Annotated in this window: 23 protein-coding genes; 13 read left to right on the top strand and 10 right to left on the bottom strand. The window is 70.5% G+C overall.

Translation table 11 applies throughout. From position 1 onward, the window contains the following. The first annotated feature begins 168 nt into the window (after positions 1-168). The 4 genes from rpsF (at position 169) to rplI (ending at position 1,908) form a co-directional block, all read left to right on the top strand. On the top strand, positions 169-459 hold the full coding sequence (gene rpsF / locus ACZ4SV_RS15955; RefSeq protein ID WP_365877405.1) for a 30S ribosomal protein S6: 291 nt from the start codon (positions 169-171) through the stop codon (positions 457-459). Positions 460-540: 81 nt separating this feature from the next. Then, positions 541-1,125, top strand: coding sequence for a single-stranded DNA-binding protein (locus tag ACZ4SV_RS15950; RefSeq protein WP_365877403.1), 585 nt, complete (start codon positions 541-543; stop codon positions 1,123-1,125). A gap of 81 nt (positions 1,126-1,206) precedes the next feature. After that, positions 1,207-1,443 carry a 30S ribosomal protein S18 gene (gene rpsR, locus ACZ4SV_RS15945; protein ID WP_003949403.1) on the top strand — a complete coding sequence of 79 codons (237 nt, stop codon included), beginning with the start codon at positions 1,207-1,209 and terminating at the stop codon, positions 1,441-1,443. 18 nt (positions 1,444-1,461) lie between these two features. After that, on the top strand, positions 1,462-1,908 hold the full coding sequence (rplI, locus tag ACZ4SV_RS15940; protein WP_365877401.1) for a 50S ribosomal protein L9: 447 nt from the start codon (positions 1,462-1,464) through the stop codon (positions 1,906-1,908). A 138-nt stretch (positions 1,909-2,046) separates the two neighbouring features. On the opposite strand, the gene ACZ4SV_RS15935 is transcribed toward rplI, so the two are convergent. Beyond that, positions 2,047-3,384 carry an MATE family efflux transporter gene (locus ACZ4SV_RS15935; RefSeq protein ID WP_468004839.1) on the bottom strand — a complete coding sequence of 446 codons (1,338 nt, stop codon included), beginning with the start codon at positions 3,382-3,384 and terminating at the stop codon, positions 2,047-2,049. A gap of 481 nt (positions 3,385-3,865) precedes the next feature. On the opposite strand from ACZ4SV_RS15935, the gene dnaB reads away from it, so the two are divergent. Beyond that, positions 3,866-5,344 carry a replicative DNA helicase gene (dnaB, locus tag ACZ4SV_RS15930; RefSeq protein ID WP_365877397.1) on the top strand — a complete coding sequence of 493 codons (1,479 nt, stop codon included), beginning with the start codon at positions 3,866-3,868 and terminating at the stop codon, positions 5,342-5,344. A gap of 49 nt (positions 5,345-5,393) precedes the next feature. On the opposite strand, the gene ACZ4SV_RS15925 is transcribed toward dnaB, so the two are convergent. Beyond that, on the bottom strand, positions 5,394-6,503 hold the full coding sequence (locus ACZ4SV_RS15925; RefSeq protein WP_468004836.1) for an FAD-dependent oxidoreductase: 1,110 nt from the start codon (positions 6,501-6,503) through the stop codon (positions 5,394-5,396). 70 nt (positions 6,504-6,573) lie between these two features. Here ACZ4SV_RS15925 and ACZ4SV_RS15920 point away from each other — a divergent pair, with 70 nt between their 5' ends. Both ACZ4SV_RS15920 and ACZ4SV_RS15915 read left to right on the top strand, forming a co-directional pair. Beyond that, positions 6,574-7,254, top strand: a complete 681-nt coding sequence (locus ACZ4SV_RS15920; protein ID WP_468004834.1) for a TetR/AcrR family transcriptional regulator — start codon at positions 6,574-6,576, stop codon at positions 7,252-7,254. A 140-nt stretch (positions 7,255-7,394) separates the two neighbouring features. Next, positions 7,395-8,780 (top strand): serine hydrolase domain-containing protein, encoded by a 1,386-nt coding sequence (locus ACZ4SV_RS15915; RefSeq protein WP_468004832.1) that lies wholly within the window; start codon positions 7,395-7,397, stop codon positions 8,778-8,780. Positions 8,781-8,839: 59 nt separating this feature from the next. Here ACZ4SV_RS15915 and ACZ4SV_RS15910 read toward each other — a convergent pair whose 3' ends face one another. Both ACZ4SV_RS15910 and ACZ4SV_RS15905 read right to left on the bottom strand, forming a co-directional pair. After that, complete coding sequence (locus ACZ4SV_RS15910) at positions 8,840-9,292, bottom strand: GNAT family N-acetyltransferase (protein ID WP_365877389.1); 453 nt, start codon at positions 9,290-9,292, stop codon at positions 8,840-8,842. A gap of 65 nt (positions 9,293-9,357) precedes the next feature. Continuing rightward, positions 9,358-9,816 (bottom strand): MarR family winged helix-turn-helix transcriptional regulator, encoded by a 459-nt coding sequence (locus ACZ4SV_RS15905; protein ID WP_365872947.1) that lies wholly within the window; start codon positions 9,814-9,816, stop codon positions 9,358-9,360. 139 nt (positions 9,817-9,955) lie between these two features. Here ACZ4SV_RS15905 and ACZ4SV_RS15900 point away from each other — a divergent pair, with 139 nt between their 5' ends. Both ACZ4SV_RS15900 and ACZ4SV_RS15895 read left to right on the top strand, forming a co-directional pair. Beyond that, a complete protein-coding gene (locus ACZ4SV_RS15900) occupies positions 9,956-11,164 on the top strand; it encodes an MFS transporter (RefSeq protein ID WP_468004830.1) in 1,209 nt (402 codons plus the stop codon). A 105-nt stretch (positions 11,165-11,269) separates the two neighbouring features. Beyond that, positions 11,270-11,689 (top strand): GlcG/HbpS family heme-binding protein, encoded by a 420-nt coding sequence (locus ACZ4SV_RS15895; RefSeq protein WP_365872943.1) that lies wholly within the window; start codon positions 11,270-11,272, stop codon positions 11,687-11,689. Positions 11,690-11,756: 67 nt separating this feature from the next. Here the strand turns inward: ACZ4SV_RS15895 and ACZ4SV_RS15890 are convergent, their stop codons facing one another. From ACZ4SV_RS15890 to ACZ4SV_RS15870, 5 genes are all read right to left on the bottom strand, one after another. Next, positions 11,757-12,623: a GNAT family N-acetyltransferase gene (locus ACZ4SV_RS15890; RefSeq protein ID WP_468004827.1), complete on the bottom strand. Its 867-nt coding sequence runs from the start codon at positions 12,621-12,623 to the stop codon at positions 11,757-11,759. A gap of 191 nt (positions 12,624-12,814) precedes the next feature. After that, entirely contained in the window at positions 12,815-13,297 is a 483-nt protein-coding gene (locus ACZ4SV_RS15885) for an NUDIX hydrolase (RefSeq protein ID WP_365872939.1), read from the bottom strand. A 195-nt stretch (positions 13,298-13,492) separates the two neighbouring features. Then, positions 13,493-14,641, bottom strand: a complete 1,149-nt coding sequence (locus ACZ4SV_RS15880) for a cystathionine gamma-lyase (RefSeq protein ID WP_365872937.1) — start codon at positions 14,639-14,641, stop codon at positions 13,493-13,495. Further along, on the bottom strand, positions 14,638-15,129 hold the full coding sequence (locus ACZ4SV_RS15875; RefSeq protein WP_468004824.1) for a low molecular weight protein-tyrosine-phosphatase: 492 nt from the start codon (positions 15,127-15,129) through the stop codon (positions 14,638-14,640). The genes ACZ4SV_RS15880 and ACZ4SV_RS15875 overlap by 4 nt, the downstream gene beginning before the upstream one ends. A 6-nt stretch (positions 15,130-15,135) precedes the next feature. Continuing rightward, positions 15,136-15,513: a phage holin family protein gene (locus ACZ4SV_RS15870; RefSeq protein WP_365872933.1), complete on the bottom strand. Its 378-nt coding sequence runs from the start codon at positions 15,511-15,513 to the stop codon at positions 15,136-15,138. A 104-nt stretch (positions 15,514-15,617) separates the two neighbouring features. Here ACZ4SV_RS15870 and ACZ4SV_RS15865 point away from each other — a divergent pair, with 104 nt between their 5' ends. From ACZ4SV_RS15865 to ACZ4SV_RS15850, 4 genes are all read left to right on the top strand, one after another. Then, positions 15,618-15,935 carry a cupin domain-containing protein gene (locus tag ACZ4SV_RS15865; RefSeq protein ID WP_397936596.1) on the top strand — a complete coding sequence of 106 codons (318 nt, stop codon included), beginning with the start codon at positions 15,618-15,620 and terminating at the stop codon, positions 15,933-15,935. Positions 15,936-16,066: 131 nt separating this feature from the next. Further along, positions 16,067-16,279 carry a DUF5326 family protein gene (locus ACZ4SV_RS15860; protein ID WP_365872929.1) on the top strand — a complete coding sequence of 71 codons (213 nt, stop codon included), beginning with the start codon at positions 16,067-16,069 and terminating at the stop codon, positions 16,277-16,279. Positions 16,280-16,644: 365 nt separating this feature from the next. Beyond that, a complete protein-coding gene (locus ACZ4SV_RS15855) occupies positions 16,645-17,436 on the top strand; it encodes an IclR family transcriptional regulator (protein WP_468005338.1) in 792 nt (263 codons plus the stop codon). 99 nt (positions 17,437-17,535) lie between these two features. Further along, entirely contained in the window at positions 17,536-17,973 is a 438-nt protein-coding gene (locus ACZ4SV_RS15850) for an SsgA family sporulation/cell division regulator (protein ID WP_365872927.1), read from the top strand. A 151-nt stretch (positions 17,974-18,124) separates the two neighbouring features. On the opposite strand, the gene ACZ4SV_RS15845 is transcribed toward ACZ4SV_RS15850, so the two are convergent. Then, positions 18,125-19,624, bottom strand: a complete 1,500-nt coding sequence (locus ACZ4SV_RS15845; protein ID WP_468005336.1) for a YibE/F family protein — start codon at positions 19,622-19,624, stop codon at positions 18,125-18,127. Between the last annotated feature and the right edge of the window lie 161 nt (positions 19,625-19,785).

The raw sequence follows: 19,785 nt of genomic DNA, 5'->3' as shown, positions 1-19,785 counted from the left end.
TCTGTACCGTCTGCACTGGTGTCTGCCCGAGACCTGCTCAGGTCACACTGCCCGGCTCCCCTGAGGGAACCCTGATGGTCAGTGGCGGCCGATACCGTTGCGTACGCATAACAACCCTCCTGCCACGGAACGACCGTGGCCGCTGAGTCCAGAGGAGGTGGGTTCCACATGCGTCACTACGAGGTGATGGTCATCCTCGACCCCGATCTTGAGGAGCGCGCTGTCTCCCCGCTGATCGAGAACTTCCTGTCCGTCGTCCGTGACGGCGGTGGCAAGGTCGAGAAGGTCGACACCTGGGGCCGTCGTCGTCTCGCCTACGAGATCAAGAAGAAGCCCGAGGGCATCTACTCGGTCATCGACCTGCAGGCCGAGCCTGCGGTCGTCAAGGAGCTCGACCGCCAGATGAACCTGAACGAGTCGATCCTCCGGACCAAGGTCCTCCGCCCCGAGACCCGCTGAGCCGTCCGGCTCGGTTGATCCCGGGATCCGAGTAGCAGCAACCAAGCAGCCAGAGCAGCAAACCCGCCGAGAGGTTCCCCCATGGCAGGCGAGACCGTCATCACGGTCATCGGCAATCTTGTCGACGACCCCGAGCTGCGCTTCACCCCGTCCGGTGCGGCGGTCGCGAAGTTCCGCATCGCGTCCACTCCCCGTACCTTCGACCGCCAGACGAACGAGTGGAAGGACGGCGAAAGCCTCTTCCTGACCTGCTCGGTCTGGCGCCAGGCGGCGGAGAACGTCGCCGAGTCGCTCCAGCGAGGCATGCGCGTCATCGTGCAGGGCCGGCTGAAGCAGCGGTCGTACGAGGACCGCGAGGGCGTCAAGCGCACGGTCTACGAGCTGGACGTCGACGAGGTCGGCCCCAGCCTGCGCAACGCCACGGCCAAGGTCACCAAGACCGCCGGTGGCGCTCGCGGTGGCCAGGGTGGTTACAGCGGCGGTGGCGGCCAGGGCGGCGGCTGGGGCGGTGGCCCCGGCGGCGGCCAGGGTGGCGGCCAGGGCAGTGCTCCGGCCGACGACCCGTGGGCGGCCGGCGGTGCTCCCGCCGGTGGCAACCAGGGCGGCGGCGGCTGGGGCGGCAGCTCCGGCGGCGGTGGCGGCTACTCGGACGAGCCCCCCTTCTAAACCGTCGGGCCAGCCCTTCCGGGCCGGTCCGTGGCGAGGGTGGGTCGTACCCCAACTTCTTGATCACACAGGAGAAACCCCATGGCGAAGCCGCCTGTGCGCAAGCCTAAGAAGAAGGTCTGCGCTTTCTGCAAGGACAAGGTCACGTACGTGGACTACAAGGACACGAACATGCTGCGGAAGTTCATTTCCGACCGCGGCAAGATCCGTGCCCGCCGCGTGACCGGCAACTGCACGCAGCACCAGCGTGACGTCGCCACGGCCGTCAAGAACAGCCGTGAGATGGCGCTGCTGCCCTACACGTCCACCGCGCGATAAGGGAAGGGTGACCGACTCATGAAGATCATCCTCACCCACGAGGTCTCCGGCCTCGGTGCCGCGGGCGACGTCGTCGACGTCAAGGACGGTTACGCTCGCAACTACCTGATCCCGCGGAACTTCGCTATCCGCTGGACCAAGGGCGGCGAGAAGGACGTCGAGCAGATCCGTCGCGCTCGCAAGATCCACGAGATCCAGACCATCGAGCAGGCCAACCAGATCAAGGCCCAGCTCGAGGGCGTCAAGGTCCGCCTGGCCGTCCGCTCCGGCGACGCCGGCCGCCTCTTCGGTTCCGTCACCCCGGCTGACGTCGCGTCCGCGATCAAGGCTTCCGGTGGCCCCGAGGTCGACAAGCGCCGTATCGAGCTGTCCGCTCCGATCAAGACCCTGGGCGCCCACGAGACGTCCGTGCGTCTGCACCCCGAGGTTGCCGCCAAGGTCAACGTCGAGGTCGTCGCGGCCTGACCGCCGCGTGATCGCAGCGCTCGACTGAGCTGCTGAGAGGGGCCGCACCCGCAAGGTGCGGCCCCTTTCGTATGGCCGGGCGTATGACGGGCGCCCCGTGACGGGCGCGGCCGCCGGGGCATGTTTCACGTGAAACCGTCAGCGGGTCGCGCCCGTCACGATCCAGCGGCCCGAGCGGGTCCGCAGCCACAGGGTGAGCATGCGGACGGTCATCATCAAGGCCATCACCGCCCAGACCGCCGTGAGACCGCCGCCGAGCGTGGGGACCAGCAGGGCCACCGGCGAGCACACGGCCAGCGTGATGACCATGGCCCACGCCAGATACGGCCCGTCGCCCGCACCCATCAGGACTCCGTCCAGAACGAAGACGATCCCGCAGACGGGCTGCGCCAGCGCCACCAGCAGCAGGGCGGGCAGCGCGGTGTCCTTGACCGCGGAATCACTGGTGAACAGGGGCAGGAAGAGCGGGCGTGCCAGCACGACGAGCACGCCCAGGACGACGCCGGTCGCGATGCCCCACTGGACCATGCGACGGCAGGCCTGACGCGCTCCCTGGGAGTCGTCCGCGCCGAGATAGCGGCCGATGATGGCCTGCCCCGCGATCGCGATCGCGTCGAGTGCGAAGGCCAGCAGGTTCCACAGGGACAGGATGATCTGGTGTGCGGCGATGTCGGCGTCACCGAGCCGCGCCGCGACCGCCGTCGCAAGCATGATCATCGCCCGCAGGGAGAGCGTACGCACCAGCAGGGGCACACCGGCCTGGGCCGAGGCCCGGATACCGGCGGCGTCGGGCCGGAGGGGCGCGCCGTGCCGGCGGGCTCCGCGGACGACCACCGTCAGATAGACGGCCGCCATGCCGCACTGTGCGATGACCGTTCCCCAGGCCGAGCCGGCGATGCCGAGCCCGGCGCCGTAGACGAGTACGGCGTTGAGGACGGCGTTGGCGATGAAGCCGGCGACGGCGACGTAGAGCGGGGTCCTGGTGTTCTGCAGGCCGCGGAGCACTCCGGTCGCGGCGAGCACGATGAGCATCGCGGGGATGCCGAGCGCGGAGACGCGCAGATAGGTGGTGGCGTACGGGGCAGCGGTCGGCGAGGCACCGAAGAGGTCCACGATCCCGGGGGCGAGGGGCAGGACGGCGGCGATGACGGCGGCACCGAGCAGCAGGGCCAGCCAGATGCCGTCCATGCCCTGCCGGATCGCCGCCGGGAGATCACCGGCGCCGACACGGCGGGCGACGGCGGCCGTGGTGGCGTAGGCGAGGAAGACGAACACGCTCACGGCGCTGGTGAGCAGCGCCGAGGCAACGCCGAGACCGGCGAGCTGCGCGGTCCCGAGATGGCCGACGATCGCACTGTCCGCCATGACGAAGAGAGGCTCGGCGACGAGGGCACCGAAGGCCGGAACGGCCAGCGCGACGATTTCTCGGTCGTGCCGCCGACGGGTGGCCTGGGGGATCTCTGGAGCCTGTGTCATGAGCATCAATGTAATCGTCCACAGGTAACAGATGCAATCGGCTAGTGGTCCTTACTTTTGATCTCGGGCCGTGTCCTTTCGGGCACCGTTCGAAGCGATCTTGGCCCGACCGGGGAAGTTTTTCTTCTGCACAGCCGGTGGATCACAAAGCAGCAGGTCAGGGGCTTGGCGCCGAGAAGATCGAGGGCTTGTTCACAGGGCTGTCCACCGGCTCGTGCACAGGTTTCGGCGAGTTCTCCACAGCATCCGGGCCGTCGTCCACATGGCCTGTGGATAACCAGATTGGCTGACGGTGCCGACGGGCCTACCGTGGTCCGGCGCCCGCTCCTTTTCGCGGCCCGGCACGCGTCCTTCGTCCGGGCCGGGAACCGTCATAAACCCGACGCGTCTGAACCGGAGTTGGGCCTCTCATTTGTCAGTGTCGTGCCGTACAAAAGAGGCCACGGCGAGGTCCGCCCTGCGGACGGGAGGAGGTGGCTCGGTGAGCATTTCCGAGCCCTTGGACGATCCGTGGGCCGACAGCGGACCCAGCGATCGCCTGCCGTCCTCCCGGCGGCGCGGTGACGGCGGCCGGGGGCGCGACGAGCAGCACGACCGGGGCCGGGAGTCCGGCGCCTGGGACGGCGGCGGTTCCTCCTTCGAGCGGGTGCCGCCGCAGGATCTGGACGCCGAGCAGTCCGTGCTGGGCGGCATGCTGCTGTCCAAGGACGCCATCGCCGACGTCGTGGAGATCCTCAAGGGCCACGACTTCTACAAACCGGCGCACGAGACGATCTACCAGGCCATCCTGGACGTCTACGCCAAGGGCGAGCCGGCCGACCCGATCACCATCGCCGCGGAACTCACCAAGCGCGGTGAGATCAACAAGGTCGGCGGCGCCGCGTATCTGCACAGCCTGGTCCAGACCGTCCCCACGGCGGCCAACGCCGAGTACTACGCGGAGATCGTCCACGAGCGGGCCGTCCTGCGCCGCCTGGTCGAGGCCGGCACGCGCATCACGCAGATGGGATACGCGGCCGACGGCGACGTGGACGAGATCGTCAACAGCGCCCAGGCGGAGATCTACGCCGTCACCGAGCAGCGCACCAGCGAGGACTACCTCCCGCTCGGCGACATCATGGAGGGCGCTCTCGACGAGATCGAGGCGATCGGTTCGCGCAGCGGCGAGATGACGGGCGTGCCCACCGGTTTCACCGACTTCGACTCGCTGACGAACGGCCTCCACCCCGGGCAGATGATCGTCATCGCGGCCCGTCCCGCCATGGGTAAGTCGACCCTCGCGCTGGACTTCGCGCGGGCCGCCTCCATCAAGCACAACCTGCCGAGCGTCATCTTCTCGCTCGAGATGGGCCGCAACGAGATCGCGATGCGACTGCTGTCCGCCGAGGCCCGGGTCGCCCTCCACCACATGCGCTCCGGCACGATGACCGACGAGGACTGGACGCGGCTCGCCCGCCGCATGCCGGACGTGTCCGCCGCGCCGCTCTACATCGACGACTCCCCGAATCTGTCCATGATGGAGATCCGGGCCAAGTGCCGGCGCCTGAAGCAGCGCAACGACCTGAAGCTGGTCGTCATCGACTACCTCCAGCTGATGCAGTCCGGCGGCTCCAAGCGTGCCGAGAGCCGTCAGCAGGAGGTCTCGGACATGTCCCGAAACCTCAAGCTGCTGGCGAAGGAGCTGGAGATTCCGGTCATCGCGCTCTCCCAGCTCAACCGTGGCCCCGAGCAGCGCACCGACAAGAAGCCGATGGTCTCCGACCTGCGTGAGTCCGGCTCCATCGAGCAGGACGCCGACATGGTCATCCTGCTGCACCGCGAGGACGCCTACGAGAAGGAGTCCCCGCGCGCGGGCGAGGCCGACCTGATCGTCGCCAAGCACCGAAACGGCCCCACGGCCACCATCACCGTCGCCTTCCAGGGCCACTACTCCCGTTTCGTGGACATGGCCCAGACCTGATCCGGCCCCTGAGCGGTACAGCGGCAGGCGCCTCGGCCGCGCGTCACCTTCAGTCAGGCCGGAAGAAGGCGAGCATGTTCCGGGCGGCGTCCGGGGACGCCAGCGATTGCTGCATGTCCGCGGACATCCGGGCGGCCGCGCCGGCGCGTGCGAACATCTCGTCTTCGTAGTCGTGGACGGCGGCGGCGAAGTCGTCCGGGTGCGCGGCCAGGGCGAGGCCGAGCAGGGCGCCGTCCAGCAGCGCCATGTTGGCGCCCTGCCCCACCGGCGGCATCAGGTGCGCGGCATCGCCGAGCAGCGTGACGCCTGGCGTCGACGGCCAGGTCAGGCCGACTGGGAGGGCGCTGATCGCCCGCGGCGCGATGGTGTCGTCGCAGGCCGCGATCAGCGCGGTGAAGCGCGGGTCCCAGCCGGGGAGCAGGTCGATCAGCCGCGCCCGGGCGGCGGCCGGGTCGTCGAACGGTATCCCGCTGGCCGCGAACCAGTCATCGGCGGTGTTGTAGAAGCTGAGGCCGATGCGCACGCGGCCGTCGCCGTTGCGCTGCGCCGCCAAGGACACCCCGTTGCCGAGCACCCAGTAGTTGCCGCGCCCGACCATCGCGGCGAGTTCGGGGTGTGTGCGGTCGATGTCGGAAATGCTGACTTCGATGACGTTCTGGCCGGTATGCGCCGGGCGGGCGTCGGTGAGCAGGGTGCGGACCCGGGAGTTCGCGCCGTCCGCGCCGACCAGCAGGTCATATGTCGCACTGCCGCCGTCGGCGAAGTGCAGCAGGCCGTCGTCGGCGGATACGAACGCGCGCCCCCAGCGCACCACGCCGTCGGGGAGGGAGTCCAGCAGCAGGTCGCGCAGATCGGCGCGGTCCACCTCGGGCCGGTCCAGCGGGGCGTCGTCGGGCGTGTCCTCCTGGAGCAGCAGGGTGCCGTCGGGCTCGAGAAGACGCATGTCCTGGCCCGCGCCACGGGCCATCGCGTGGAACCGGTCGAGCAGACCGGCCTCGCGCAGCGCCCGTTGGCCGGAGTGGATGTCGAGCATGCCGCCCTGGGCGCGCGCACCGCGTGACGGTTCGCGTTCGTACACGACGGCGTCGATGCCGTGCACGTGCAGCACGCGGGCGAGGGCCAGACCGCCGAGGCCGGCTCCGATGATGGCGATGGCCATGGTTGCCTCTCCTCGATACACCGTATGGACCGATACACCGTATCGCTCAATGCGAGGTAGCGTTGGCCGCATGTTGGTGTGGGAGAGGCCGGAGCCGCCGAATCGCCCTGTGCCGGCGCCGTTGAGCCGGGAGCGGATCGTACGGGCGGCGATCCGGCTGGCCGACGCGGACGGCCTGGAGGCGGTGTCGCTGCGCAAGGTCGCCACCGTGCTGGACGTCCGTCCGATGCGGCTGTACGGCTACATCGCTGGCAAGGAGGAGTTGCTCGACCTGATGGTCGACGCCGCCTACGCGGAGATCCGGCCGGCCGGGGACGGCTGGCGGGAGGTGCTCCGGTCTCTTGCCGAGGCCACTCGGCACGCCGCTCATGAGCACGAATGGCTCGCCGACCTCCTGGGTGGCCGGCCCCAGCTCGGGCCGCACGCGCTGGCCTGTGGGGAGACCGTGGTGGCCGCCCTGGGCGGCGTGGAACTGGACGCCGTCATGCCGGTGGTCGCCGCGGTCAACGCGTACGTGATCGGCGCGGTGCGCCGGGAGATCGCCGAACGGCGTGCCGAGCGGGCCACCGGGATGGATGAGAAGCACTGGCAGGCCGCGCTCGGGCCCTATCTGGAGCGCACCTTCGCCACCGGCCGATTCCCCGTGCTGGCCACGGTGGTGCGCGATGCCGCTCACCTGGACGCCGACCACACCTTCCGGACCGGCCTCGACTTCCTGCTCGACGGCATCGAGGCCCGCCTCTCCAGGTGACACGCGGAGAAGGGCCCGGAGATCCGCTGGACAGCGGGAGGCTCGGCGTGGCGAAGGCGACGGCCGGGCGGGAGACCCCCGAGGTCACGGCCGTGGCAAATGCATTCGACGCCGGCCGGCACAACCGGTGGACTGGGCCCATGACGACAACTCAGCAAACGCTGCTCCCGGGCACCGAGCGTGCCCTGCTGCACCGGATCGCCGTCGCCCAGAGCGAGGGACGGGCTCCTTCACTGGTCGCCGCCGTCGTACGGGACGGGCGGGCCGTGTGGCACGGGGGACGCACCTCGGTGGACGGGCACGCCCCCGATGAGACCGTGCAGTACCGGATCGGGTCCATCACCAAGACCTTCACCGCCGTGCTGGTGCTGCGGCTGCGCGACGAAGGGCTGCTCGACCTCGGTGACCCGCTGGAGAAGCATCTGCCGGGCACCGGCGCGGGCGAGGCGACGATCGCGGAACTGCTCGCCCACACCGCGGGGCTCGCGGCGGAGTCGCCCGCGCCCTGGTGGGAGCGGACGCCCGGCTCGCTGCGGCCCGAACTGAGCGATGTGCTGGGCGAGCAGCCGCTGCTGCACCCCGTCGGCCGGCGGCACCACTACTCCAACCCCGGCTACACGGTGCTCGGCGCCCTGGTGGAGGAGTTGCGTGGTGCTCCCTGGGAGGAGGTGCTGCGCCGCGAGATCCTGGAGCCGCTCGGACTGCACCGGACGAGCACCCGGCCCGACCCGCCGCACGCGGGTGGCTGGGCCGTGCACCCGTGGGCCGACGCGATGCTGCCCGAGCCGGTGGAGGACCTGGGCCGGATGGCGCCGGCCGGCCAGCTCTGGTCGACCACCGGGGACCTGGCACGGTTCGCCGTGTTCCTCGCCCGGGGAGACGAACGGGTGCTGAGCGCGCGGTCGGTGGGGGAGATGCGGACGCCGGCGGCACCCGCCGAGGCAGCGGACGTGGTGGACGGGGTCACGTACGGCCTGGGTCTGCAGATCCAGCACCGGGACGGCCGGCTGCTCGTCGGCCACTCCGGTTCCCTGCCGGGTTTCCTGGCGAACCTCACCCTCAGCGTGGAGGACGATGTCGCCGCGGTGGTGCTCGCCAACTGCACCAGCGGGCCGCTGCTGGGTGCCGTGGGAGCGGACCTCGTCCGGATCGTCGCCGAGGCGGAGCCCCGCATCCCGGAACCCTGGCGGCCGCTGCGCCAGGTCGACCCGGCGGTGCTGGAACTGGTGGGTCAGTGGTACTGGGGCACCCAGGCCTTCGGACTGCGCGCGACGGCGGACGGCCTTCTCTCCCTCGCGCCGCTGGCCGGCGGTGGCCGCAGGGCCCGCTTCCAGGCGAACGGCGACGGCACCTGGACCGGACTGGAGGGCTATTACGCCGGTGAGCGGCTCCGGCCCGTCCGGCGGCCGGACGGTTCTGTGAGCCATCTCGATCTCGGCTCGTTCGTGTTCACCCGTCAGCCGTACGACCCTCAGGCCGCGGTGCCCGGCGGTGTGCACCCGGAGGGGTGGCGCGGCATCGGCTAGTCGGAGCCGTCCCGGGGGTGTTTCACGTGAAACACCCCCCAAGGCGCTGCGGAGGGCAGTCAGAGCCGCAGCTTGAAGCCCTCGTGCGAGGCCGTGAAACCCAGCCTCTCGTAGAAGCGGTGGGCGTCGGTGCGCGTCTTGTCGGACGTGAGCTGCACCATCCGGCAGCCCAGTCCCCGGGCGGTGTCGACCGCCCACCCGATCATCCGGCTGCCGAGTCCGCTGCCCCGCTCGTCGGCATGGATGCGCACCGCCTCGATGAGCGCCCGGGAGGCTCCCTGGTGCGAGAGCCCGGGAATGACCGTGAGCTGCAGGGTTCCGATCACCCGGCCCTCGCGTACGGCGACGACGAGATGCTGGTTCGGATCGGCGTCGAGGCGCTCCAGCGCGGTCCGGTACGGCGACAGGTCGCCGGGTGACTCACGCTGGGCGCCGAGCGGATCGTCGGCGAGCATCGCGACGATCGCCGGCAGATCGTCGGCGGTTGCCGCGCGTATCTCAAGATCGTTCATGCGCGCAGCCTAGGGCCTCTCGTTGGGATCACGCCGGGCTCGCGGGGTGATCCCAACGAAAGCCCCTAGGCGGGTGCGCTGAGCGACTCCACCACCCGGACCAGCGGCGCGAGTTCGGGGTTCTTCGCGGCGTCGTCCAGGGCCTCGCGCAGCGCGGCGTCATTGGTGGGCCGCGCCTCGTCCAGCAGGCGCAGGCCGGCCGCGGTGACGTCGGTGTAGATCCCGCGCCGGTCGGTGGGGCACAGATAGCGCTCCAGCAGACCGCGCGCCTCCAGCCGGCTCACCAGCCGTGTGGTGGCGCTCTGGCTCAGTACGACCGCGTCGGCGACCTGCTTCATCTGCAGGTGTCCGCCCTCGCCGGCGTGCTGCCTGCTGAGCACGTCCAGCAGTGAGTACTCGCGCACGCTCAGGTCGTGCTTGGCCTGCAAGGCGCGCTCGATGTGCGCCTCGATCCTTCCGTGCAGTGCAGAAAGGGCGCACCAGCCTTGGGCGAGGGCGGTGAGCGCGGGGTCCGTCGCTGTCATGGGCGTTTCCTCCGTCCCGGGGCTGCACACCAGCGTAGAGCACGTGCGCAATAGTCAGCGTTTGCCACTAGCCCGCGTATGCAACTATTGTGGGCGAAGGTAAAGCGCCCCTGCAATCTTTTGGGAAGGTACTCCCCTCATGCCTCTCGCGCTTCTGGCCCTCGCGATCGGGGCCTTCGGAATCGGAACGACCGAGTTCGTGATCATGGGCTTGCTGCCGGAGGTGGCGGGCGACTTCGGGGTCTCCATCCCCACCGCGGGCCTGCTCGTGACCGGCTACGCGCTCGGCGTGGTCATCGGTGCCCCGCTCATGACCGTGCTCGGCACCAAGGTCCCGCGCAAGCGCATGCTGATGCTGCTGATGGGCCTGTTCATCGCCGGCAACCTGCTCTCCGCCGTGGCCCCGGCCTTCGCGGTCATGCTCGTCGGACGAGTGGTCGCGTCCCTCGCTCACGGTGCCTTCTTCGGCATCGGCTCGGTCGTCGCCGCCGAACTGGTCGCCCCGCACAAGAAGGCCGGCGCCATCGCCATGATGTTCACCGGGCTGACCGTCGCCAACGTCGTCGGCGTCCCGCTGGGCACGCTCATCGGCCAGCACGTCGGCTGGCGCGTCACCTTCGGCATCGTCGCCGGCCTCGGCGTCGTCGGGCTCGCGGGCATCGCCAAGCTGGTGCCCGAGCTGCCCCGCCCGGAGGGCGTCCACCTCCGGCACGAACTGGCCGCCTTCAAGAACGCCCAGGTCCTGCTGGCCATGGCGATGACCGTCCTCGGCTTCGGCGGAGTCTTCGCGGCCATCACCTACATCGCGCCGATGATGACCCACGTCGCCGGATTCGCCGACGGCTCGGTCACCTGGCTGCTGGTCCTGTTCGGTCTCGGCATGGTCGGCGGCAACCTGCTCGGGGGCAAGTTCGCCGACCGCGCCCTGATGCCGATGCTGTACGTGTCCCTGGGCGCCCTGGCCGTCGTCCTGGCGCTCTTCACGCTCACCGCCCACAACAAGGTCGCGGCCGCGGTGACCATCGCCCTGATCGGCGCCCTGGGCTTCGCCACCGTACCGCCGCTGCAGAAGCGCGTCCTGGACCAGGCGCACGGCGCCCCGACGCTCGCGTCCGCCGTGAACATCGGCGCCTTCAACCTGGGCAACGCCCTCTCCGCCTGGCTCGGCGGCATGGTGATCGCGGCCGGCCTCGGCTACACGGCCCCCAACTGGGTCGGCGCCGCCCTCGCCGCCGCCGCCCTGCTCCTCGCCCTCCTCTCCGCCGCCCTGGAGCGCCGGGAAGGTGCGCACGGCAGCGCGGTGGCCTCCGGGGACCCGGCGGACCGGCGGACGCCCGTCCACCACTGAGCCGCCCGCACCCTGCGCGACTCGCCACTTCCCCATCAGACGTCCGTGCGGGGCTCACCCGGCACGGCAAGCACCCACCACGGCACCACCCAAGGAGACAGTTCCATGAGCACCACCGCCGTCACCCCGCTCACCACCGAGGACGCCGAGCTGCTCGTCGCCACGGCCCGCCGGGCGGCCGAGGACGCCGGAGCCACCGTCAGCGTCACCGTCCTGGACGCCGGCGGTCACCTGCTCGCCTTCCGCCGGGACGACCGGGCCGTGCTGATCTCCGGTGAGACCAGCACCCGCAAGGCTTACACGGCCCTCCAGCTCGACGCGCCCACCGCCGGTCTCGTCGACGCCGTCCAGCCCGGCGGTCTCTTCCACACCCTGCCCACGGCCCTCGACCGGCCCCTGCTGTTCATCGCGGGCGGCGTCCCCGTCCACCGGGACGGCCGGCTGATCGGTGCGATCGGTGTCGGCGGCGGTACGCCGGAGCAGGACCACGGCTTCGCCGCCGCGGCCGTACAGGCACTCGCCTGAGCCCGTAGCCGGACCGCGTGACCTCGGCCCCGCCGCCCCGAGCGGCGGGGCCGACGCGCGTGGACGGTCAGCCCGCGGCGACCGTCAGCGGGGCGAACCTCCGGCTCCAGTCCCCCGGCAGGTCCGGCATGCCGTAGGTCATCACCGAGTGACAGGCCACGGAGGTCAGCCCCCGCTCCTTCACCCAGTCCAGCAGTTCCTCGTGGCGCACGTCGATGTCGGTACGCAGAGGACGTTCCGTACGGGCCGCCAGCGAGGTGATGAGTGCCTTGGCGGTCTCCGTGTCCCGCGCGATCAGCGGGCCGACGACATGGGTGTCCATGTTGGGCCAGGCGGCCGTGTAACCGATGAGCCGGCCGTCCTCTTCGGCGACCCGCAGCTGATCGGCGAACGCGGGCAACCGGGTGATCAGGGGCGTGCGATCGGTGCCGAACACCTCCTCGTCGAGGCGCACGATCGCCGGCAGGTCTTCCGCGGTGGCAGCGCGTGTGAAGACCGCCGGCTCCAGTCCACCGGGAGAGAAGCGGCCCCTCAGCATCTCGGCCCGGCCGGTCACCTTGAAGCCCAGCTCCTCGTAGAGAGGCCGGCCGTTCGGCGTGGCGTGCAGGGTCAGCGGAGTGGTCCCCATGCTCGATACGACGTGCCGCATCAAGCGGCGTCCGACACCCTGACGGGCGTGGCGTCCGGCCACCAGAACCATGCCGATGGCTCCGAGATCCGGCTGCCCCCACGCGCCGTACTCGGTGACCACACAGGCGGCGACGAGACCGCCCTGGGGGTCGTCGATGCCGAATCCCTTGCCGGCGGTGAGGAGGAAGCCCCACTTGTGTTCCTCACGTGGCCACCCCCGGTCTTCGGACAGGTCGGCGCAGGCGCTGAGATCGCGGAGCGTCAGACGACGGATGGGCAGAGCGGCGAGGGAAGGAGTTGGCACGCAGGTCAGGCTGTCCGAATGACGCCCCCGCCGTCCACCCGTTTCGATGTGGCGCACGCGCTTTTGGCCATCTCGTGGCTCTGTACACAACCCACGGACAACTGCCCGGTGTTTCACGTGAAACATCGAGCCATGCTCCCGGCCTTCTGCGGCGTGGCGAAACAGGGCCGCACCCGGCCGTCAGCCGCCGGTCAGCCGAGGTCGGGGGCGTGCATGGCGCGCACTCCCTCGATGTTGCCGTCCAGGTAGTGACGCAGGGACAGCGGGACGAGGTGGACGGAGGCGATGCCGACGCGGGTGAACGGGATGCGGACGATCTCGTACTCACCGGCCGGCTCGTCCACTTCGGGGCCATGGCGCTGGGCCGGGTCCATGGATTCCAGCCGGCACACGAAGAAGTGCTGCACCTTGACGCCGGTCGCGCCGCCGTCCTCGCCGATGTGCTCGACCGTGTCCACGAAGCACGGCACCACATCGATGATCTTGGCGCCGAGTTCCTCGTGCACCTCCCGGTGCAGGGCGTCCACGACGGTCGAGTCGCCGGGCTCGACGCCACCACCGGGAGTGACCCAGTAGGGGTCGACACCGGGCTTGGTGCGCTTGATCAGGATCAGGTCGTCACCGTCCAGGAGAACGGCACGGGCGGTGCGCTTGACCACGGGTCGGACGGTCATGGGAGAAATGTGGCCCCGCTGGTTCCACGTGAAACATGGCAAAGCATCACGACCCGACAGTGTTGCCTGCTCACCGCTCCGGTGACGGCTCCGCCAGGCGCGGCGGCCGGGCGGAGCCGTCAGCCGCAAGCGGTCCGAGCCGGGCAAGGGAGGCCCGGACCGTCCTGACGCCGACGGCGGCCGGCACCTGCGGAACTACTCGGCGGACTCGTCCAGGGCACGCAGGATGTCGGCGACCAGGTCCTCCGGGTCCTCCGCGCCCACGGACATCCGGATGAAGCCCTCCGGAACGTCGTCCCCGCCCCAGCGGCGGCGGCGCTCGGCCGTGGAGCGCACCCCGCCGAAGCTGGTCGCGTCCTCCACCAGACGCAGAGCCGCGAGGAAACGCTCGGCACGCGCCCGCGTGGGCAGGGTGAACGAGACGACACAGCCGTAGCGGTGCATCTGCTGCGCCGCGATCTTGTGCGAGGGGTCCTCGGGCAGACCCGGGTAGCGCAGACCGGAGACTTCAGACCGCTGCCGCAGCGCCTCCGCGACCACCAGAGCGGTGGCGTTCTGCCGGTCCACCCGCATCTGGAGGGTCGCGATGGAGCGGTGCGCGAGCCAGGACTCCATGGGCCCGGAGATCGCACCGACGATCTTGCGCCAGCGACGCACGGCGGCCATCGCCTCGGCGTCGCGGCCGGCGACGTAGCCCAGCAGGACGTCACCGTGTCCGGTGAGCTGCTTGGTGCCGCTGGCCACGGAGAAGTCGGCGCCCAGCTCCAGCGGCCGCTGCCCGAGCGGCGTGGCCAGCGTGTTGTCGACGGCGACCAACGCGCCACGCGCGTGCGCCGCCTCCGTCAGCCGCCGGATGTCGCACACGTCGAGCCCGGGGTTGGACGGGGACTCGATCCACAGCAGCCGCGCCCCGTCGAGCACCTCCAGCTGGGCGTCACCGCCGGTCGGCGCGGTGCGCACCTCGATGCCGTAGGCCTCCAGCTGGGCACTGACCAGCGGCAGCACCTGATAGCCGTCCGAGGGCAGCACGACCGCGTCCCCGGCGCGCAGCTGGGAGAACAGCACGGAGGAGATCGCCGCCATGCCGGAGGCGAACACCAGCGTCTCCACGTCCTCCCGCCCGGGCGCCTCCAGCTCGCCGATGGCCCGCTCCAGCAGCGTCCAGGTCGGGTTGTCGTCACGGCCGTACGAGTACGGTCCCGTCACCTCGCCGGGCAGGTGGAAGTGGGCGGCGAACACCGGCCCGGGCAGCGTCGGCTCGTGCTTGACCGGCTCGGGCAGCCCGGCCCGTACCGCGCGCGTGCCGTCACCGGTGCGGCCCTCGTCCTTCGTGCCATCGCTCATGCGGCCCGTCCCTCCAGTTCCTCCTGTACGGCGGCGAGCAGACCGACGCTCGCCGACTCCACCATCTCAAGGCACTCCTCGAAGCCCTCCCGGCCTCCGTAGTAAGGGTCCGGTACGTCGAGGTCGTCACCGGCGGCGGGGTCGTAGGAGCGCAGCAGGCGGACCTTGCGCGCGTCCTCCTCGGTGGGCGCGAGACGGCGCAGGGCCCGGAGATGGCCGGCGTCGAGGGCGATCACGAGGTCGAGCCGGGCGAACCACGACGGCAGGAACTGGCGGGCCGTGTGCTCGGCGCCATAGCCGTGCTCCTCCAGGACGGAGACGGTGCGCGGGTCGGCCGGCTCCCCCTCGTGCCAGCCGCCGGTGCCGGCGCTGTCCGCCGCCACCAGGTCCTCCAGACCGGTCTCCGCCACGCGCGCGCGGAAGACGGATTCGGCCATCGGCGAGCGGCAGATGTTGCCGGTGCACACGAAACAGACGCGGTAGGTCATGTGCGCTCAGTCCTCGTCGGGCAGGACCATGTGCAGCGCCCAGGAGACGATGGAGATGATCAGACCGCCGAGGACGGCCGTCCAGAAGCCCTGCACATGGAAGCTCAGGTCCAGCTTGCCGCACACCCAGGAGGTCAGCAGCAGCATCAGCGCGTTCACCACCAGGGTGATCAGACCCAGGGTCAGGATGAACAGCGGAAAGGTGAGCACCTTCACGATCGGCTTGACCAGCCAGTTCACCAAGCCGAAGATCAGCGCGACGACGATCAGCGTGCCGGCCTTCTTGGCGGTGCCGTCACCGGTGAGAGTGATCTTGTCGAGCAGCCAGACCGCGACCGCCAGGGCGCCGGCGTTGGCGATCGTCTTGACTAGGAAATTCCTCATGTGTCTGATCGTGGCAGACCGGGCCGGTCCCGGCCGGACGTGCGACCGGCGGGGCGATGGAGAGCAGGGGAACCGTGAGCGGTGAGGCGAGGACGGCAGGGGCGATGAAGGCATTCCGGCTGGACGAACTGGAGGCGGAACGCGTCGCCAACGAGGGTGCTTACCTGCAGTTCCTGCGGGAGCGGAACATGTCGGTGGGCCTGTACGCCCTCGACGCCGGCGAGCGGGACCCGCAGCAGCCGCACCGCCAGGACGAGGTGTACTTCGTGGTCAGCGGGCGGGCCTCCCTCACCGTCGGTGCGGAGACGACCGAGGTGGCGCGGGGCAGCGTCGTCTACGTGCCCGCCGGGGTCACCCACAGGTTCCACCACGTCAGCGAGGACCTCAGGGTGCTCGTCGTGTTCTCTCCGCCCGAGGCGTGAGCCCGCTTCTCGGGGTTCCCTAGGGGACGGATCAGGGGAGGACAAGGGGTGCGGAACCCCCGTCGAGAGCCCTCGCGGCCCTAGCATCGAGTGCGGAACATCAACAACGCACGAGACAGAGGACGAGGGCGATGCGAGAGATATTCGCGGGACTGCCGTGGTGGGTGAAGTGGGTCGCGGTGCCGGTCATCGCCCTGGTCGTGTTCGGCGGCCTGATAGCGACCGTGGTCGGATTCGTGATCGGGCTGCTGTTCAAGGCGCTGGTCTTCGTCGCCCTGGTCGCTGGACTGATTTACGTCGTGCGCAAGTTCATGGGGAGCTCCTCGTCGCGTAGCGACTGGTGAGGCGCCCGGGCACCGGTCAGCGGTGACGTGAGCCCCGTCCCTCGGGGGAGGGAAGTTTGACCGCGAGCCGTCCGGGCACGGCGGTGGACGGTTAGAGTCCGGAACTCCCCGCGGGGCCCCGGCTCCGTGGGTGGCGCAGATCCCCCCGTGCCCTTCCCGCCGCACGGGCTCCCCCCTCGCGCTTCGGGAGTGACCCCTTGCCCACGGTTGACACCGCCCTCGCCGATCCCCAAGCCCGTGCCGTCGCACCGCGCTCCTGCGCACCGCCTTTCCCGCGACCCGCCCCCCTCACCGTCCCCGCCCAGCTCTCCGTGCACACGGTGGACATCTCCGGCTCCGCCGGCACCGTCGAGGTCTCCGGACCGGTGCGCTCCGCCGGCCCGCCGGGACCCCCGTCCGCCGCTCCGCCCGCCGTCACGCTGATCGGATCCGTCCAGCGCGCCATGCGCCTGCTGGAGACCGTCGCCACGCACCCCTACGGCGCCCCCGCGAAACAACTCGCCCGCGAGACCGGTCTCGCGCTGCCCACGGCGTACCACCTGCTGCGCACCCTGGTGCACGAGGGCTATCTGCGCCGGGAGAAGGGGCTGTTCTTCCTCGGGGACGCCGCCGAGCGGCTGGCCCGCGGCGGAGCGCAGCAGAAACGTCGCAGCATGATGGCGGACACCCTCGCGCACTGGCGCGACCTTCTTGGCGCGCCGGTGTACTACGCGATGTACCGGGACGGCGAGATCGAGGTCCTGTGCGTCTCCGAGTCCCGCCAGGCACCGGCGGTCGAGGAGTGGGCGGACTTCCGCGAGACCGGCCACGCGCACGCCGTCGGGCAGTGCCTGCTCTCCCAACTGGACGAGGACGCCCGGCGCGACCATCTCGCGCGGTACCCCGTGCGCGCCCTCACGCCGTACACGGTGCGGGACAACGACACGCTGCTGCGCCGGCTGGCCCGGATGCGCCGGATGGAACCGGTGGTGGAGCGCCAGGAGTACGCGGTCGGCACGGTCTGCGCGGCGGTCCCCATCACGGCCGGCGCCACCGCGGCCATGGTGGCCATCTCGCTCCCCGCCCACCAGGCCGACCGGCTGCTGCCCGCGGCCCACCGGCTGCATACGGAGATCGGGCGGCATCTGGAATCGCTCACTCTCGCTATCAGTATCTGAAAACTTACTCCTTGTGATTCACTGTGTACTTTCAGCAAGATTTGAACACGGTCAGAGGGGTTAATCCCGGCCAGTCGACGTCTTACGACGGGGTAGGCGATGCGCGAGTCCGTACAGGCAGAAGTCATGATGAGCTTTCTCGTGTCGGAGGAGCTCTCCTTCCGCATCCCGGTGGAGTTGCGCTACGAGACCAGTGATCCCTATGCCATCCGCCTCACCTTCCATCTGCCCGGCGACGCTCCGGTGACCTGGGCGTTCGGGCGCGAACTGCTGATCGACGGCGTCGGCCGTCCGTGCGGGGAGGGGGACGTGCGGATCGCTCCCGCCGATTCCGAGGTGCTGGGCGAGGTGCTGATCCGGCTTCAGGTCGGCGGCGACCACGCCCTGTTCCGCTCGTCGGCGCCTCCGCTCGTGGCCTTCCTCGACCGCACGGACAAGCTGGTGCCGCTGGGTCAGGAGGCCGCGCTGGCCGATTTCGACGCGCATCTCGACGAGGCCCTGGACCGCATCCTGGCCGAGGAGCAGAGCGCCGGCTGAAGCCTTACGGCTCGGAGCGCGGGCGCTCCGCCGTCCCGTGGGACGTGCTGCAGGAACGCTTCTGCGGTAGGCCCGCGGCCCGCATGCACCCGCGTCGCTTCCGTTGCGGACGGGCTCACGCGCGCTCACGGCTTCGGGCGCCGGCCCGCGTTCACCGCTTCCGGCGTCGGCCCCGGCCGCCGCGTGCCGGTGCGGGCCGTGCCCCGGCAGGGGCCGTGGCGTCCGGGCGGGACCGGTCGGCCGAGACGACCAGGGCGGCCAGTGCCGTGGTGACCGGGACCGAGGCCACCAGGCCGATCGAGCCCACCAGCGTGCGCACGATCTCCTCGGCCACCAGCTCGCTGTTGGCCACGGTCCCGACGCTGCTCTGCGCGATCGAGAACAGCAGCAGCAACGGCAGCGCGGCACCGGCGTAGGCGAGCACCAGGGTGTTGACCACGGACGCGATGTGGTCACGGCCGATCCGGATGCCCGCCCGGTACAGCCCGCGCCAGCCCATCGACGGGTTCGCCTCGTGCAGTTCCCAGACGGCCGAGGTCTGGGTGACCGTCACATCGTCCAGGACGCCGAGCGAACCGATGATGACACCGGCCAGCAGCAGGCCGCTCATGTCGATCGACGGATACAGCCCGTGGATCAGACCGGTGCTGTCGTCCGTGTTGCCGGTCAGCGCCGCCCAGCCGATGAAGAGCGAGCCGAGCCCGCCGATCAGCGACAGCGAGATCAGCGTGCCGAGCACCGCCACCGACGTACGGGCCGACAGGCCATGGCACATGTACAGGGCGATCAGCATGATGGCGCTCGACCCGACCACGGCCACGAGCAGCGGGTCCCCGCCCTGGAGGATCGCCGGCAGGATGAACAGCGTCAGCACCAGGAAGCTGACGGCCAGCGCGACCAGGGCCATGACACCGCGCAGCCGGCCCACCACGACCACGGCCACCGCGAAGACACCCGCGAGCAGGGCCATGGGGAACGTCCGGTTCACATCGGTCACCGCGTACTGCAGGTTCTTCGGGGCCGAAGGCTCGTAGGCGACCACGACCTTCTCGCCCTGGTGGAGCTGGCGCGGCTGGTCCGGCTGCACGATCTCGGTGAACGTACGGCCCTTGTCCTTGCCGGTGTCCACCCGGATGGTCGCCTTCTTGCAGGTCCCGTCGGCCTGCTGCTGCGCCGAACTGCCCTCGGCGGTGGACGTGTCGCCGGTCGGTGGGACACCGGAGGCGTTCGCCGCCGTGCAGCTCAGTTCGGTGACCCGGGTGACCGTGGCCTGCTGGGTCTGCCGGTCGAAGCCGACGCCGGTGCGCTTGTGGGACGGGGCGTCTCCGGGCCAGAGCACCACGAGTCCGACCAGCACCGCCGCGGTGAAGGGAACCAGGATCGCCGCGATCACCTTGCGCAGGTGATGGGAGACCGGGGCCGCAGGACCGTGGCTGTGCCCGTGCGAGTGACCGTGCGCACGGCCGGCTTCACGGCCGTCGCTGGGGGCTCCATGGCCCCCGGCGAAGACGTCACGGCCCTCGCCAAAGGCTTCACCGCCGCCTTCCCCGGCTGCACGGCCGCCCTCCGGGGTTCCGTGGCCGGGGCCGGCGCCCCCTTCCGAGCCGTCTTGACGGCGCGGCCCGGGCGGCTGGTGCGGGTACTGCTCCATCCTGGTCACCGCCAGATCATCCCAAGAACGAGTGGGGGCCCACTGTTCAGCGCGCCACACATGACACTAGCGTGGAGGCACCTTTGCACACGCGGGAGCTCGGAGCACCGGGCTGAGAGGGCGCTGACCTCCGTAGACGCGATGTTTCACGTGGAACGAGC

The organism is Streptomyces sp. NPDC027672 (assembly GCF_055566335.1).
This window is presented reverse-complemented; position numbering and strand designations above follow the sequence as displayed.